This window comes from Legionella lytica, from assembly GCF_044626755.1.
GTDB lineage: Bacteria > Pseudomonadota > Gammaproteobacteria > Legionellales > Legionellaceae > Legionella > Legionella lytica_A.
On the sequence record NZ_JBGORX010000001.1, the window covers coordinates 480,558 to 495,924 of the forward strand.

Here is a 15,367-nt window from a genome sequence, read left to right on the forward strand (position 1 = left end):
TGTTAGGCACCTCTTTTGGGGGGCCAGATTCGTCAAAAGAAAAGCTATAGTGCAAATATGAAGGTGTTTAAGAAACTCTTCAATATAGGTTAAGGTGAAACAGGGGTTGAATCTTTCCTCACAAACTCTAGTACTTCTATAGTTGGTAAAGGTTCAGACCATGCTCTTAGCATCAAGCGGCAAAAATACGCGAACAATAAGTCCAGTTCCTGTTATCGGGGCATCCAATTCAACTCGACCATTATGTAATTGGCAAATCTGCTGTACAATGCCCAGCCCTAATCCACTTCCAGGACTTTTATTACCTAGAATACGGAAGAAGCGCTCAAACACACGAGCTCGCAATTCTGCGGGAATCCCTGGACCATTATCACACACTTCCAGTATCACTTCGTTTTGTTGTTGAGAAAGACGAACAATAATGTGCCCATTTTCGTTGCAATAACGAATCGCATTATCTACGAGGTTGCGAATTAATATACCAATCGCAGTTGAGTTGCCATGAATTGTAAGACTCTCTGAGGAGGTTTCAAATTCTAAATCAATTTGTTTTTCTACGGCAGATGCTGCAAGCATCGCTAAGGTTTCACGAGCTAAACGACTTAGATTAACCTCATCCCGGCCATCCATATGTGCAGCTTCAGGAACTAAGCGGCTCATGGTAAGTAGCTGTTGCACTACGTGGGTACTGCGGTTTACGCTCGCAATTAACTTTTGTAGCGCTTGATTTTTTTCTTCAATATTATTCGTATGTAATGCAACTTGAGCTTGAGTTTTCAAGGCAGCAAGAGGGGTACGCAATTCGTGAGCGGCATCTGCAGCAAATCGTTTTTCTCGTTCAAAACCTTCTTTTAATCTAAAGAATAGTTTATTCAATTCGTCGATAACTGGTTTTATTTCTTCAGGTACTTCTTGTAAATCTACAGGCTCCAAATGACTCGGCGCTCGGTTTGCGACTTCTTCCGCAACCTTATCTAAGCTATCTAAACCTCGTCCAATAATAATCCAGATTAATAATCCTGATAGAGGGAAGGTGAGTAGCATGATGTAAAGATCATCTTGGGCAATACGATGCCCTAGCTCATTGCGCGTATCATAGCGCTCGGCTAAAACAGTGCGAACTCCGGCTTTTGCATTATAAGTGGTAAAGACCCGCCAATCTTGATCGGCAATCTTTTTATCACTGAAGCCATCAATTTCTGAAGCAAGCGGAATTTTAGGTGCGGTAGAGGAATGTAATAATAATTTTCCACCATTAGTCCATACCTGAAAATTAAACTTGTCCATGTAATTTTCTGGTGGTTCATCATTTAGAAATCTTTTTTGATAGAAATTGTCTACCTTTTGGGGAATTGTTTCCAGTGCTTCCTGAATTTTTACGAGAGGGCGTTGATGTAGGTCATCGCCCAAGAGAGCTTGATAGGATAATGCAGAAACAGCCATTAAGGTATCTAGGTGATCTTGAATGTCTTTTTGATCAAGATAATAGTTACCAATGGCTGTTAAAGTAGTAGTAATCGTAATAGCCAGTAATAAATTAAATAATAAAAACTTTCGTATAGACGATTTCACGAGACCACAATACCATCATTTTTTTCAGCCATATAACCAACACCGCGAATAGTGCGAATGAAATTGGCATTAAGCTTTTTACGTAAATTATGAATATGAACTTCAAGTGCGTTGCTATCTACGTCTTCTTCCCAGCCATAAATACTTTGCATCAGTTGTTCGCGCGATAGAACCTGTCCGCTGTTTTCTAACAACTTTTGCAGTAACGCAAATTCTCGGCGAGGCACGTTAACCAGAACATCATCCACAAATACCGAATGAGCGGCGGGGTCCAAGGTAATATTTTTATACTGTAATACGGCGTCAGCACGCCCTTGAGAGCGTCGAACCAACGCTCTGATTCGGGCACTAAGCTCATTTAAGTCAAAAGGTTTTATCAAGTAGTCGTCTGCACCACTGTCTAAGCCTTTAACACGGTCTTCGACGGATTCACGCGCGGTGAGAATAATTACAGGAGTAGGGTTGCCGTCATTACGAATATTTTGTAATAAGCCTAAACCTGATAATTTAGGTAAACCCAAATCAAGAATAATTAATTCAAAAGATTCTGATTTTAATGCAGCGCGAGCTGCTTCCCCATCCTTGAGCCAGTCGACTATATAACCAAACTGGGTTAATCCTGTTTTTACAGCATCTCCTAGTAATTCGTCATCTTCAACTAGCAAGAGTCTCATTCTGGCTCCTATTGTTTCTCAAGTCCGGTTTCGTCCATATGTTTTGTTAGGTAAAACGCTTGGATTAGTACAAAAAGCAGGGTAAATCCTACACCACCAAATAACTTAAAGTTAACCCAGGCATCAGTGTCGTAATGGTAGGCAACATAAATATTGACCGCACCCATTAAAATAAAGAATAAAGACCATGCAAAATTGAGTCTATGCCAGATCTTGGACGGCAGTGATACATTTGCTTCCATCATTTTTTGAATTAATGGTTTGCTGCCTATAAAACTTGAACTGAAGAATATCAAAGCAGAAAGCCAATAAATGCCGGTTGGTTTCCATTTAATAAACCAGGGATTGTGGAAAAAGAGGGTGGCTCCACCGAGTACCATAATGATTGCCAGGCTGATTAAGTGCATTTTTTCATAGTGCTGGAATTTTAAGCGATAGAACGCTACCTGGCTTAATGAGGCAACCATTGCCACTGCTGTGGCTGTATATATATTAGAAAGTTTATATACGATAAAAAATAAAACTATAGGGAAAAAATCAAATAGTAATTTCATATATTCATTAATACTATAAACAAGTTATTTTGAGTATAACACAAGTTTTGATTTCACTCTCGCAAGGTTGAGGCCGGAAATAAAAAATTTTTGTAACTATTTAGTTAAAAATGAACAGTCTAAGGAATCTGATGGTGGTCCTGGTCTAAGACCAAATACTCGTCATGCTGGCCCTATCCGATAAGAATTTTTTGTCCAATGTATAGAGGTGTATTCCATTGAAGCCCAGGATTCAATGAAAGAATTTGATTTACAGGAAGCTTATGACGTTTTGCAATTCCATCCAAGGTATCACCATTTTGAACTATATACGGTCTTACAGGCTTTGCTGTTTTCCAAATAATTAATTGCTGTCCGACCTGTAAACGTTGGTCACTAGATAATTTGTTCCAAGTCAGTATATCGTTCGCGTTAACACCATACATTTTTTCCAGACGTTGATAGCTATCGGCTATTTGCACTATATGAATCATGCGGTGGCTTCCCACCGCGGGGGCAAAGGCAGAGGCCGGGGCGGTCGGGGCTGGCGTTGGCACATTATGTTGGCTCGGTTTTCCATAATAGGTCGTTTTTACCAAGGCAATTTCTTGCTTGGGAGAGGGGGCGGACATCAGTGGAGCATTACGCGTACTGGGAATTAAGATGGATTGATTGATTTTGACTTGATTTGTCGTTAATTGATTTAACTGCTTAATTAAATTAACTGTTGTATGATATCGAGTGGCAATAGAGTCTAGATTATCTCCCTCTTGTACCTGGTGTTTGGTCCAACTCACTCTTTTATCTTCCGGAAAATTCGCCAGATTTAAATTAAATTGGCGTACTTTCTCTGTTGGTATTAATAATTTAAAGGGTTTATAGGGTGCTGTAGTCCAGTGGTTGTATCCAGGATTTAATTTGATTAACTCCCGATAACTAATCCCTGCTAATTTGGCGGCATGGTTTAAATCGATTTGACTACCAATGTTTACTTCCTGAAAATAAGGCTGATAGGGAATTGGGGGGATTGTTAATTTATATTGCTCTGCATTTTTTACAATCTCTGCAAAGGCGAGCAATCGTGGTACATAAATTTGGGTTTCTCTGGGTATGGATAAGTCCCAGTAGCTTGGACTGCGTTTCTCTTGTTGAGCGGCTTTGATCGCCCGTGAAATAGTGCCTTCACCTGCGTCATAAGATGCGATAGATAGTGTCCAATTGCCGTCAAAAAATTTATTCAGATAGGCCAGGTAATTGAGGGCTGCGTCAGTTGAATGGTCAATGCTGCGTCGTCCATCAAACCACCAGTCTTGTTTTATTCCAAAATCTTTACCGGTCCCAGGCATGAGTTGCCATAAGCCCGCGGCACCTACAACCGAATAAGCAAAGGGGTTGAAAGAGCTTTCAATCATAGGGATTAAGGCTAACTCACCGGGTAAGTTTCGTTTCTTAATTTCTGTAACGATATGGTAGATATAGGGTTGGGACTGACTGAAGGTTTTTTGTAAATAGCCTGGATGGGCAATTAGCCAGCGAATTTGGGCTTGGACTTCCTCCCGTGAAACTTCATGGTCTAATTTAAATTCACCACGAAGTACTTCCCATACATCAGAAGTAGCATGGGTATTGGTAATACCACAAAAGATGAGAATACCTAATAAAAATCTTTTTATTATTATTATTTTCAATGGTATTTACCTATGAATACTATTGGCTTGCCAGTGTACTAAAGTTTATTCGATGATTAAACCCTTTTTGTCTTTTATTGGTACACAATGATTTCAATTAGATTCTATTGTTTTTTATTTGAAATGATTTTTTGCTTCGCGTAGTGCTGCAAAAACATCTAAGGAGTTATTAGAGACAGCCCCATGATACTGCGCATACTTTAGTACTTCGGGACTTTGAGTTCGTAAAAAAGGATTTATTAATCGCTCCATTTCTATAGTTGAGGGTAAAGTACAAGGATTCGTTTGTGCCCGTAATTTTTGGATGTATAGGTGGATAAATTGATTATGAGGCTCTACTGTTTCAGCAAAGCGTAAATTTTGCAGGGTGTATTCGTGAGCACAATACACCTCGGTCTCTGGAGGTAAGGATTTGAATAGCTCCATTGAACGATGTAATTGTTCCATTGTCCCATCAAATACTCTGCCGCAACCCGCTGAAAATAGCGTATCGCCACAAAACAACCACCCATGTTGAGCTTCATAATAGCTGATATGGCTGGAGGTGTGTCCGGGATTAGATAGGATACGAAAAGAATTGCGTCCCACGTTTATGGTTTGATGCTCACTTACATGATGGTTGATGTAAGGAATACGTGCATCATGAGGTCCATAAACTATACAGTTAGGAGACTGATGAATGAGCTGGGCAACGCCACCAATGTGATCATTATGATGGTGGGTTAATAAAATAGACCGTAGCTGCAAATGCTGTTCTTTAGCAAATTGAAACACCGGACGAGCGTCGCCAGGATCAACACAATCAAAAATCCCTGCCTCTTTATCAATAATCGCCCAAATGTAGTTATCAGAGAATGCAGAGATAGGGACAATTGTCATGTTAATACGTCTCAATAAGGTAAGAGGAAACCCCTGGGTTAAAATAAACGCGTAGAGCATCTAGAGCGGTTTTCATTTCTTCAGCAAAAGTATAGGGTGGATTAATTATCCAAAGTCCTGCTCCTGACATTCCCTGCATGGGGGCCATCGTTAGATTAAATTCAATACGTAAGGCGTTATGGCCCTTAATGTCTTTCATGTTTCGTACTAGCCTATCAACAAGCCGTCTATCAACTACTGGATACCAAAGGCAATAAACTCCTGTAGAAAAACGAGCAACTGCTTGCTTTATTGCTGCAGGAATTGTTTTGTATTCATCTTTTATTTCAAACGAGGGATCTATAAAGATTAAACCTCTCTTTTCAGGTGGAGGCAGTAATGCATTCATTGCTGCAATCCCATCAGTCTCGCTGAAATGTACTTTTTTGTTGAAACAGGGCATGGTACTTAGCGCCTCAAATTCAGCGGGGTGGAGCTCACAAAAATACATTCGATCTTGGGCACGTAAGTTCTTAATCGCTAAAGCGGGGGAACCAGGATAGTGCTTCAACTCGTTATTTTTATTGAGCTCTGCAATAGCGTGTGTGTAATTATGAAAAACTGGCGGGAGAGCTTTATGATCTGGCCAAATTAGTTTGATACCTTGTTTGTATTCCCCTGTTTTTTCGGCTTGTTTATTCTTTAAGTCATAAACCCCTCTTCCTGAATGAGTTTCAAGATAAAACAAAGGCTTATCTTTAATGGTAAGGTAGTTTAGTAGGCGTGTTAGCGCAATATGTTTAATGACATCGGCGTAATTACCGGCATGATATCCGTGTTGATAGCTCAGCATAAATTAGTTTTCTTAAGTAAGAGTAATGTGATGAATTATATCAGATTAAAAAAATTTTCTACTATACTCTTTAGTAAGAAGGGTAAATTTTTCAGTATCTCGTACCCCTTTGGTAAAAGTCTGATAGGAGACCGTGATGAGAGATCTGCATGAAGATGATCAGTCTTTTTCTGATTACAGTTACGATGATGATGCTGATGTTACAAACACTGCTCATCGAAAAAACGTACGGCGAATGCTAGAAGAACGATTAGAGCGCAAACGCTTACGTGAGGAATTTAAAGATGATTTTGATGAACTCAGTGGCGAGTTTGATTGGGACTCTTTTGATAAATAGCCTAAAACCTATTTGAAAAACCTGGTTGCTTGCAACCAGTTTTTCTCTATTGTTTGCGCGCTGAGGCTGCCATTAATGTATTTTCAAGTAGACTGACAACCGTCATTGGGCCTACACCACCAGGAACTGGAGTAATCCAGGAAACTCTATTGAGTGCTTTTTTAAAATCGACATCACCGCGAATCGTTCCATCAGGGAGGCGGTGGATACCGACATCAATCACAACTTGTTTTTCACTGAGCCACGCTACATCAATAACATCCATGTGGCCGGTTGCCACAATGATCAAATCTGCAATACGCACGAAATGCTCGAGATTTTGAGTCAGACGATGACAAACAGTAACCGTGGCTCCCGCTGCAAGTAATTCCAGACTCATGGGCCGTCCGACAATATTGGATGCGCCAATTACTACGGCATGCTTGCCTTTGACGTTAAGTTGGTAATGTTCCAACAAGCTCATAATACCCATAGGAGTACAGGGACGAAGCAGAGGATTGCGCTGGGCAAGTCGGCCTAAATTATAAGGATGGAATCCATCAACATCCTTTGCAGGTATAATGTGTTCAATAATTACCGCTTCCTCAATATGTTTGGGGAGTGGTAATTGAATGAGAATGCCATCAATTTCTTTAGAATCATTTAACGTATCAATAAGTTTGAGTAGCTCTTCCTGACTGGTTTCTTCGGATAAATCATAAGAGTGGGAAGTGATACCCACTTCAGCACAGGCTTTACGTTTGTTATTAACATAAACTGATGAGGCAGGATCGGTACCAACAAGTACTACCGCAAGACCTGGAGCACGATGTCCCTGTTGCATGAGCTCATGCACACGTTGTTTTAATTGATCTCGACGGAGAGCAGAGAACGTTTTTCCATCAATCAATGATGCTGACATAGTAATCCGGGAAAAAAGCAGGGGCTAAATTATGTAATAGAGGTGGGGCTAATGCAAGCGATTTAAAATGTCTTTAAATGTACATGCTTGCAACTAACAACATAGATATTAATGAACTTATCGGAGCCGTAATCCGTATTAGCGCAGCGCAAGACGGGATTATTCCTTAACATTATGTGTCATAAAATTTTCGACATGCCGGAGCATGTCGAGGGTTCGATAATTTACACAGTCTATTTTGTGCTCGCTTGATTTGCACCAAAAATATAACTTACAGAAACCAACACTTCATTAGAATGGTAAGAACCTGGGTTTAATGATTGATTCGACCAAGTGCCTTTTCCTGGGCCAGAACTAATTTGGCCCAAATCTTGATAACTGTATCCAACGGATAGAGTCCATTTCGGTGAAAGCAGTAGATCAACGCCTGCACCCACATTATAGGTAAATTCACTGGTGCTGAAATTAGCAAACTGTGGACTTACTCGCGGAGTAACGCCAGCAGGTGCTCTTTCTTTGTAGTGAGAAGTTCTGTTAAATGAGCTACCAATTCCTGCATGCGCAAAAGGAGAAAATCTTTTATACTGAAACAGATTCACTTTGGCAGATGCCAGAAGCATATTTGCAGTTAAATCCCAATCATATTTATAATTAGAGAGTTCAGGCCCTGAGTTGTGCAGAATGGTATTACCAATATTGGTTCTGAAAAAGTACTTCCATACCGCGCTAAACGAATAGGCTGGAAACCAGGTGCTTTCATGTTCCCAACGTCGTCCTAAAGCAACCCCAATTACTGGCTCACTTTGATTTCGTGTGGAAAATAAATTATTACTGCGAGGAGTTGAAGGGTTCGGAGTATTATTAACTCTCATTAAATCATTCCATTGAGGATACTGTACGCCAGCTCCGAAAGAAGCAACCCAATTTCCTGTTGTACTCCAAAATGGTTCTATGTTGTGTTGTGTATCTTGAGAAAAAGTTGGACTACTAAAAACAAATGCTAAGGTTGCAATGCCGTGACCAAAAAAATTCCATCTCATAGAATGCGTCTCAATGTGCTTTTTCGAAATAAAGCCTACGAAACTATCATGGCTAATTAAATGGATCAAGAAAAATAATTACTATCCGCTACTTGGGAGGATAAACTTTGAAAATGAATCCTCTAAAGTATAGACAAAGCAAATACAGTAATATAAATTGAGGCATTTTATTTAGGAATAATGAATGCGTATAGCCTTGGTGCTTGAGTACGATGGTAGCCACTATCATGGCTGGCAAGCACAAACGGGCTTGCATACCGTGCAACAAGCCTTAGAACATGCTTTATCAAAAGTAGCCGATAGTCCTATTTCTGTTGTTTGTGCAGGCAGAACGGATACCGGAGTGCATGCAACCAATCAAGTGGTTCATTTTGATACAGATAAAGAGCGCAGTATAAGGGCGTGGATTCATGGTGCAAATTCCTTCCTGCCTAAAGATGTTTGCGTTAAATGGGGCAAAGAGCTTTCAGAAGAGTTCAATGCCCGATATTCAGCAACAGCCAGAAGATATCGTTATATAATTTACAACGGAACGATTCGGCCTGCTTTGCTGCGCAGCAATATGACCTGGCAATACCGGCAATTGGATCACCGCTTAATGAATCAGGCCGCACAGTTTTTAGTTGGAGAAAAGGATTTTACTTCCTTTCGCTCTGTTGAATGTCAGTCAAATACACCAATGCGCAATGTTCATAAAATCCTGGTAACTCGTACCAATGATTTAGTCATCATTGACATTACTGCAAATGCTTTTTTGCATCACATGGTACGTAATATTGCCGGTGTTTTAATTGCTGTAGGCTCAGGAAAACACCCCGTATCTTGGGTAGAAGAGGTTTTAGCTGCGCGTGATAGACGATTAGGTGCGGAAACGGCGCCTGCCTATGGTTTGTATTTAGTGCAAGTAACTTATCCTCAAGGGTTTGGTATATTACAAAATAGCCCGGGACCAGCTTTTCTTTGGGAGAAATAATTGAAGCCGTCGCGGGTGCGAGTCAAAATGTGTGGTATGACGCGTAGTGATGATATTGCTCATGCTATTGGCTTAGGCGTGGATGCAATCGGTTTAATTTTTTATCCCAAAAGCTCGCGCCATGTTACCGTGGAGCAGGCAAAGATTTTATTAAAAGATAGTCCCCCGTTTGTCGGTACAGTTGCTGTTTTGGTTGACCCATGCGTGGAGTTAGTACAGCAAATTATTGAAGAATTGCCGATTCAACTACTTCAGTTTCATGGCGCGGAATCGGTAGCATTTTGTCAGCAGTTTAATAAACCGTTTATTAAAGCCATTCATTCGGATTCAAGCACATACATTCAACAGATGGCAGAAAATTATGTTGGTGCACGTGCTATATTGTTGGATACCCCCTCAAATACCGTACGAGGGGGGACTGGACTTACTTTTGATTGGGGTGTCATTCCCCAACGACTAGATAAACCCTACATATTAGCAGGTGGATTAGATGAATCGAATGTGTTGGATGCGATTAAAAGCTGTCATCCTTATGCAGTAGATTTATGCAGTGGTATCGAAGCGTCTCCTGGAATAAAAGATCACACAAAGATGACGCAATTTATGAAGCGTATTTCAACGCTTGCCTTAGATTAAATACCATGACTACTAGGCTTTACAGCCTGGTTTACACAGTGAGGTATACATATAATGAATAACAAAGAACTTCCTGATGAGCACGGACATTTTGGTCCCTATGGCGGCATTTTTGTCGCAGATACATTAATGCATGCATTGAAAGAATTAGAACAATCCTATAATAAGTATCGCCATGACCCTGAGTTTTTGGCAGAACTAAGTCGAGAATTAAATTATTTTGTGGGTCGTCCGAGCCCACTTTATTATGCTGAACGTTTAAGTCAGCTCGTCGGTGGAGCCCAGATTTATCTGAAGCGAGAAGATTTAAATCATACCGGCGCGCATAAAGTGAATAACACGGTAGGGCAGGGCTTACTGGCAAAGCGTATGGGTAAAACGAGGATTATTGCTGAAACGGGTGCCGGACAGCACGGGGTTGCCTCAGCAACAGTGGCTGCGAAGTTAGGCTTTGAGTGTGTTGTTTACATGGGGGCTGAAGATGTAAAGCGTCAAGCAACCAATGTTTATCGGATGAAATTATTAGGCGCTGAGGTAGTGCCAGTAACCGCTGGTTCACAAACATTAAAAGATGCACTGAACGAAGCAATGCGTGATTGGGTTAGTCATATTGATGATACCTTTTATATTATAGGAACGGTGGCTGGGCCTCATCCATATCCACAGATAGTACGTGATTTTCAGACGATTATTGGTACAGAGGCTCGCGCGCAATTTTTAGAAGCAAAAGGACAGTTACCCGATGCTTTAGTGGCATGTATTGGTGGTGGTTCTAATGCAATTGGCTTATTCCATCCCTTTCTTAATGATGAGTCTGTAGCAATTTACGGTGTTGAGGCAGGCGGTAAAGGTTTGGAGACTGGTGAACATTCGGCTTCCCTAATTGCTGGAACGCCTGGGGTCTTGCATGGTAATCGCACCTATTTACTTTGTGACGAGCATGGACAAATTAAAGATACCCATTCGATTTCCGCGGGTCTTGATTATCCCGGTGTAGGACCAGAGCATGCTTATTTAAAAGACATCGGTCGCGTTAAGTATGAAGCCATCAATGATGACGAAGCCCTGCATGCATTTCGTACCTTGACTCGTGTGGAAGGGATTATGCCTGCTTTAGAGTCGAGTCATGCGATAGCCTACGCGATGAAATTGGCAAAGACAATGAACAAGAATCAACACATTATCGTGAATTTATCCGGCCGTGGTGATAAAGACATGCATACTGTTGCAAGTATTGATGGGATTAGCGTATGAACCGAATAGACAAAGTTATAGCTAAGATACACGCGAGTGGCAAAAAAATGCTGAGTCCTTATATTACTGCCGGCGATCCTTATCCTGAAATCACCGTACAATTGATGCATGAGTTAGTAAAGGCTGGGGCTGATGTTATAGAGTTAGGCATTCCTTTTTCTGATCCTATGGCAGAAGGAATTGTAATTCAGCACGCGATGGAGCGTGCCTTAGCCCATAAGGTATATACTACAGACGTATTAGCTATGGTCAGGGAGTTTCGCCAACAAGATAAAGAAACACCTCTTGTGATTATGGGTTACTTAAATCCTATCGAGCAATACGGTTATGAATTGTTTGCCCAACACGCCACTGAAGCTGGTGTTGATGGCACGATTTTAGTGGACTTACCCCCTGAAGAGGCTGCAGAGATTAATTCTATTTGGCAGCAGCACGGTATATATAGTATTTTTCTTTGCTCACCCACAACTACCGATGAGCGCATGGCTTTAATTCAAGAGCATGCTCAAGGGTATTTATATTATGTTTCTTTAAAAGGGGTGACCGGTTCAAGTACTCTTGATACCTCCTCCTTAAAGGCCCAATATCAACAACGAAAGGCACAAGTAAACTTGCCTTTGATGGTTGGTTTTGGCATCAAAACGCCAGAGATGGCAGCAGAAGTGGCCAGTTTTGCTGATGGGGTTATTGTTGGTGCGGCTTTGATTAATCAGATTTTAGAGGCATATCAAGCAAAACATGATATGCTGCAAGCCGGAGCAAGCTTGATACATTCCATGCGCTGTGCGATGGATGAGTGATGATTAATGTGTGGGTTGGGCTGTGGCCCGACCTGCAAAACTAAGTATTTAATATAACGATCAAAAGAGATCATATGGAAACGATGGAAAAACCGATGACAGAATCAACCGAAAAACGAGCACATTTTATCAGACAATTGATTACTGATGAGCTAGCTAGCGGCAAACATAAATCATTAGTGACGCGCTTCCCACCAGAGCCTAATGGTTATTTGCACGTAGGGCACGCCAAATCAATTTGCCTTAATTTTGGTTTGGCACAAGAGTTTGGTGGTATCTGTTATCTACGATTTGACGATACAAATCCCATCAAAGAAGAAGATGAATATGTTCATGCCATTATTGATGATGTGCGTTGGTTAGGCTTTGAATGGTGTGATATGACCCATTCATCTGATTATTACCATGAGCTTTATGAATTTGCCGTGTTATTAATCAAAAAAGACTTAGCTTATATAGACAGTTTAAGCATGGAAGAAATTCGCGCTTATCGTGGAACCTTACAAGAGCCTGGACGTGAAAGCCCATACCGTAACCGTCCTATGGAAGAGAGTCTTGATTTATTTACTCGCATGAAAGCCGGTGAGTTTGCTGATGGCACCCATGTATTGAGAGCAAAAATTGACATGCAATCGGGCAACATTAACATGCGTGATCCGGTTCTGTACCGTATTCGCCATGCACATCACCAACGTACAGGTGATGAGTGGTGTATTTATCCCATGTATGATTATGCGCATCCTATTTCAGATGCTTTAGAGAAAATTACTCATTCTCTATGTACTTTGGAGTTCCAGGATCATCGACCATTGTACGATTGGCTTATCGAAAATTTACCAGTGCCTGCAAAACCCGTACAAACTGAATTTGCACGTTTGAACTTATCACATACAGTAACTTCTAAGCGTAAGTTACGTGAGTTAGTTGAGAAGAGTGCGGTCTCTGGTTGGGATGACCCACGTATGCCCACCTTACGTGGTATGCGTAAACGCGGATATCCGCCTGCAGCGATTCGCCAATTTTGTGAAATGATTGGTATTTCGCGTAGTGATTCAGTGATTGATATGACTTTATTAGAAGAGTGCGTTCGCTCTGAATTAAACCGAACAGCGAAGCGTGCTTTGTGTGTGATGGATCCTTTAAAAGTGGTTATTGAAAACTATCCTGAAGGAAAAGTTGAACAACTGAATGCATCATATAACCAAAACGATCCTGAAGCAGGACGTCGGGATCTTCCTTTTACCAGAGAACTTTATATTGAACGTTCTGATTTTATGGAAGAGCCACCTAAGAAATTCTTCCGTTTATCACCAGGAGCTGAAGTACGTTTACGTCATGCTTATGTAATTAAGTGTCGTGAAGTTATTCATAATGAGCAGGGCGAGGTAGTTGAATTACGTTGTACCTATGATGAAAACACCTTAGGAAAAAATCCTGAAGACAGAAAGGTTAAGGGTGTGATTCATTGGGTATCAAGCGAACATGCTTATCCAGTAACGGTTCTGCAATACGATCGCTTGTTTACCGATGCGAATCCAGCGCGTGAAGACGATTTCTTCCAATTTTTAAATCATGACTCATTACAAACGATGCAAGGACTTTGTGAGCCCTCTTTAGCGCATCAGCCAGAAGGTGAAGTATTCCAGTTTGAGCGCTTGGGATATTATTGTGTTAATGAGAAAAAAGACGAATGCGTGAGTGTTTTCCATCGTGTGGTTGATTTGAAAGATACTTGGGGAAAAGTGAGCTAAGGGGCAGAAATGTTACATTTATTTAATTCGCTAACTAGAACAAAAGAGCCGTTTGTTTCCATTAATCCAGGAAAAATCGGGATGTATGTCTGTGGTATTACGGTTTATGACCATTGCCATCTAGGTCATGCACGCTCTATGGTTTCTTTTGACGTGATTGTACGTTATCTGCGTTCCCAAGGTTATGATGTAACTTTTGTTTGTAATATTACTGATATTGATGACAAAATTATTGCACGTGCCAATGAGCGCGGTATTCCCATTGATGAGTTAACTGCGCATTACATTGCGGCGATGCATGAGGACCGCAAGGCTTTAAATATTCAGCCCCCTGATTATGAGCCAAGAGCAACAGAACACATTGATACGATTATTCGACTAATTGAGCGCTTGTTGACAAAAGGTAATGCTTATGTGAGTGATAATGGTGATGTCTGCTATCAGGTCGATACTTTTGCTGATTACGGTAAGCTATCACATAAGGATTTAGAGGGCTTGATGTCTGGTGCGCGCATTGAAGTAGTGAAAGAAAAGCGTTCGCCACTTGATTTTGTGTTGTGGAAAAAGGCCAAAGCTGGAGAGCCAAGTTGGCCTTCACCCTGGGGAGAAGGGCGCCCAGGATGGCATATCGAATGCTCCGCGATGGCGATGGAAGAGCTTGGCGAGCAATTTGATATTCATGGAGGTGGTCTGGATTTACAGTTCCCGCATCATGAAAATGAAATTGCACAAAGTGAAGCGGCTACCTGTAAGCCATTTGCTAATTATTGGATGCACGTGGGTATGCTGCAGGTAAATAATGAAAAAATGTCTAAATCATTAGGTAATTTTTTCACGATTGCTGATGTATTAAACGAACATCATCCTGAGGTTGTCCGTTATTTCTTGTTAAGCAGCCATTATCGTAGCCCATTAAATTACTCTGAAGAGAATTTGGTCAATGCTAAAAAGGCACTCACTCGTCTGTATCAAACGATGAAAGATGTATCGATTTTGACTAATGGTGAGTTGGATGAGCATTGGATTGCTGAATTTAACAAGGCAATGAATGATGATTTTAACACTCCCGTAGCTTTATCTGTTTTATTCCAGTTAAGCCATGAAGTGAATAAAAATGCCAATCTTGTGCTCGCTGCAACCTTAAAACATTTAGCGGCGGTAATGGGGTTATTGCAGTCTGATGCTGCAGAATTCCTGCAAGCAGGCCTTGCAGATGACGATAAGGTGATAATCGAACAATTAATCGCTCAACGTCTTCAAGCAAGAACTGACCGCAATTGGGAACGTGCTGATCAAATCCGTGCTGAATTACTTGAGCAAGGAGTTGAGTTAGAAGACGGTCCAAAAGGAACTACCTGGCGTAAGCTGGTTAAGTAAAAAAAGAAAACCTGGTTGCTTGCAACCGGGTTTCTTTAATCCGGTAAAACATGGATTGGTAAAAAAAGTTATTGATTGACCTTATTCAAGTTTTCATTGGTATGTTCGAGAAGAAATTCC

At 41.0% G+C, this 15,367-nt stretch carries 15 protein-coding genes; 7 read left to right on the forward strand and 8 right to left on the reverse strand.

Features of this window, described 5'->3' with window-relative positions:
• Positions 1–153: 153 nt before the first annotated feature.
• The 6 genes from ACD661_RS01990 to ACD661_RS02015 form a co-directional block, all read right to left on the reverse strand.
• Positions 154–1,572: an ATP-binding protein gene (locus tag ACD661_RS01990; protein ID WP_400185923.1), complete on the reverse strand. Its 1,419-nt coding sequence runs from the start codon at positions 1,570–1,572 to the stop codon at positions 154–156.
• Complete coding sequence (locus tag ACD661_RS01995) at positions 1,569–2,246, reverse strand: response regulator (RefSeq protein WP_400185925.1); 678 nt, start codon at positions 2,244–2,246, stop codon at positions 1,569–1,571. Before ACD661_RS01995 ends, ACD661_RS01990 begins: the two co-directional genes overlap by 4 nt.
• Positions 2,247–2,254: 8 nt before the next feature.
• Positions 2,255–2,800: a septation protein A gene (locus tag ACD661_RS02000; protein WP_400185926.1), complete on the reverse strand. Its 546-nt coding sequence runs from the start codon at positions 2,798–2,800 to the stop codon at positions 2,255–2,257.
• 173 nt (positions 2,801–2,973) lie between these two features.
• Positions 2,974–4,473: a lytic transglycosylase gene (locus tag ACD661_RS02005; RefSeq protein WP_400187204.1), complete on the reverse strand. Its 1,500-nt coding sequence runs from the start codon at positions 4,471–4,473 to the stop codon at positions 2,974–2,976.
• A gap of 108 nt (positions 4,474–4,581) precedes the next feature.
• Positions 4,582–5,346, reverse strand: coding sequence for a hydroxyacylglutathione hydrolase (gene gloB, locus ACD661_RS02010; RefSeq protein WP_400185928.1), 765 nt, complete (start codon positions 5,344–5,346; stop codon positions 4,582–4,584).
• 1 nt (position 5,347) lies between these two features.
• Positions 5,348–6,178: a 23S rRNA (adenine(2030)-N(6))-methyltransferase RlmJ gene (locus ACD661_RS02015; RefSeq protein ID WP_400185930.1), complete on the reverse strand. Its 831-nt coding sequence runs from the start codon at positions 6,176–6,178 to the stop codon at positions 5,348–5,350.
• Between the two features lie 136 nt (positions 6,179–6,314).
• Here ACD661_RS02015 and ACD661_RS02020 point away from each other — a divergent pair, with 136 nt between their 5' ends.
• Positions 6,315–6,515 carry a PA3496 family putative envelope integrity protein gene (locus ACD661_RS02020; protein WP_400185932.1) on the forward strand — a complete coding sequence of 67 codons (201 nt, stop codon included), beginning with the start codon at positions 6,315–6,317 and terminating at the stop codon, positions 6,513–6,515.
• Positions 6,516–6,561: 46 nt separating this feature from the next.
• Here ACD661_RS02020 and folD read toward each other — a convergent pair whose 3' ends face one another.
• The gene (folD, locus tag ACD661_RS02025; protein ID WP_400185934.1) at positions 6,562–7,416 is read right to left on the reverse strand and encodes a bifunctional methylenetetrahydrofolate dehydrogenase/methenyltetrahydrofolate cyclohydrolase FolD; all 855 of its coding nucleotides are present in this window, start codon (positions 7,414–7,416) and stop codon (positions 6,562–6,564) included.
• A 233-nt stretch (positions 7,417–7,649) separates the two neighbouring features.
• Entirely contained in the window at positions 7,650–8,456 is an 807-nt protein-coding gene (locus ACD661_RS02030) for an outer membrane protein (protein WP_400185936.1), read from the reverse strand.
• Positions 8,457–8,640: 184 nt separating this feature from the next.
• Between ACD661_RS02030 and truA the strand changes: the two genes are divergently transcribed.
• The 6 genes from truA (at position 8,641) to cysS (ending at position 15,247) form a co-directional block, all read left to right on the forward strand.
• Positions 8,641–9,429, forward strand: a complete 789-nt coding sequence (gene truA / locus ACD661_RS02035) for a tRNA pseudouridine(38-40) synthase TruA (protein WP_400185937.1) — start codon at positions 8,641–8,643, stop codon at positions 9,427–9,429.
• The gene (locus ACD661_RS02040; RefSeq protein ID WP_400185939.1) at positions 9,430–10,065 is read left to right on the forward strand and encodes a phosphoribosylanthranilate isomerase; all 636 of its coding nucleotides are present in this window, start codon (positions 9,430–9,432) and stop codon (positions 10,063–10,065) included.
• Between the two features lie 54 nt (positions 10,066–10,119).
• Positions 10,120–11,319, forward strand: coding sequence for a tryptophan synthase subunit beta (gene trpB, locus ACD661_RS02045; RefSeq protein WP_400185941.1), 1,200 nt, complete (start codon positions 10,120–10,122; stop codon positions 11,317–11,319).
• Entirely contained in the window at positions 11,316–12,119 is an 804-nt protein-coding gene (gene trpA, locus ACD661_RS02050; RefSeq protein WP_400185943.1) for a tryptophan synthase subunit alpha, read from the forward strand. The genes trpB and trpA overlap by 4 nt, the downstream gene beginning before the upstream one ends.
• A gap of 95 nt (positions 12,120–12,214) precedes the next feature.
• Entirely contained in the window at positions 12,215–13,870 is a 1,656-nt protein-coding gene (locus ACD661_RS02055) for a glutamine--tRNA ligase/YqeY domain fusion protein (protein ID WP_400187205.1), read from the forward strand.
• Positions 13,871–13,879: 9 nt separating this feature from the next.
• Positions 13,880–15,247 carry a cysteine--tRNA ligase gene (gene cysS / locus ACD661_RS02060; protein WP_400185945.1) on the forward strand — a complete coding sequence of 456 codons (1,368 nt, stop codon included), beginning with the start codon at positions 13,880–13,882 and terminating at the stop codon, positions 15,245–15,247.
• Positions 15,248–15,367 lie beyond the last annotated feature (120 nt).

Coding starts and splice junctions, on each gene's coding strand:
- ACD661_RS01995 (WP_400185925.1), bottom strand. CDS start 2,246: ATGAGACTCTTGCTAGTTGAAGATGACGAATTACTAGGAGATGCTGTA.
- ACD661_RS02000 (WP_400185926.1), bottom strand. CDS start 2,800: ATGAAATTACTATTTGATTTTTTCCCTATAGTTTTATTTTTTATCGTA.
- gloB (WP_400185928.1), bottom strand. CDS start 5,346: ATGACAATTGTCCCTATCTCTGCATTCTCTGATAACTACATTTGGGCG.
- ACD661_RS02015 (WP_400185930.1), bottom strand. CDS start 6,178: ATGCTGAGCTATCAACACGGATATCATGCCGGTAATTACGCCGATGTC.
- ACD661_RS02020 (WP_400185932.1), top strand. CDS start 6,315: ATGAGAGATCTGCATGAAGATGATCAGTCTTTTTCTGATTACAGTTAC.
- folD (WP_400185934.1), bottom strand. CDS start 7,416: ATGTCAGCATCATTGATTGATGGAAAAACGTTCTCTGCTCTCCGTCGA.
- ACD661_RS02030 (WP_400185936.1), bottom strand. CDS start 8,456: ATGAGATGGAATTTTTTTGGTCACGGCATTGCAACCTTAGCATTTGTT.
- truA (WP_400185937.1), top strand. CDS start 8,641: ATGCGTATAGCCTTGGTGCTTGAGTACGATGGTAGCCACTATCATGGC.
- trpB (WP_400185941.1), top strand. CDS start 10,120: ATGAATAACAAAGAACTTCCTGATGAGCACGGACATTTTGGTCCCTAT.
- trpA (WP_400185943.1), top strand. CDS start 11,316: ATGAACCGAATAGACAAAGTTATAGCTAAGATACACGCGAGTGGCAAA.
- ACD661_RS02055 (WP_400187205.1), top strand. CDS start 12,215: ATGACAGAATCAACCGAAAAACGAGCACATTTTATCAGACAATTGATT.
- cysS (WP_400185945.1), top strand. CDS start 13,880: ATGTTACATTTATTTAATTCGCTAACTAGAACAAAAGAGCCGTTTGTT.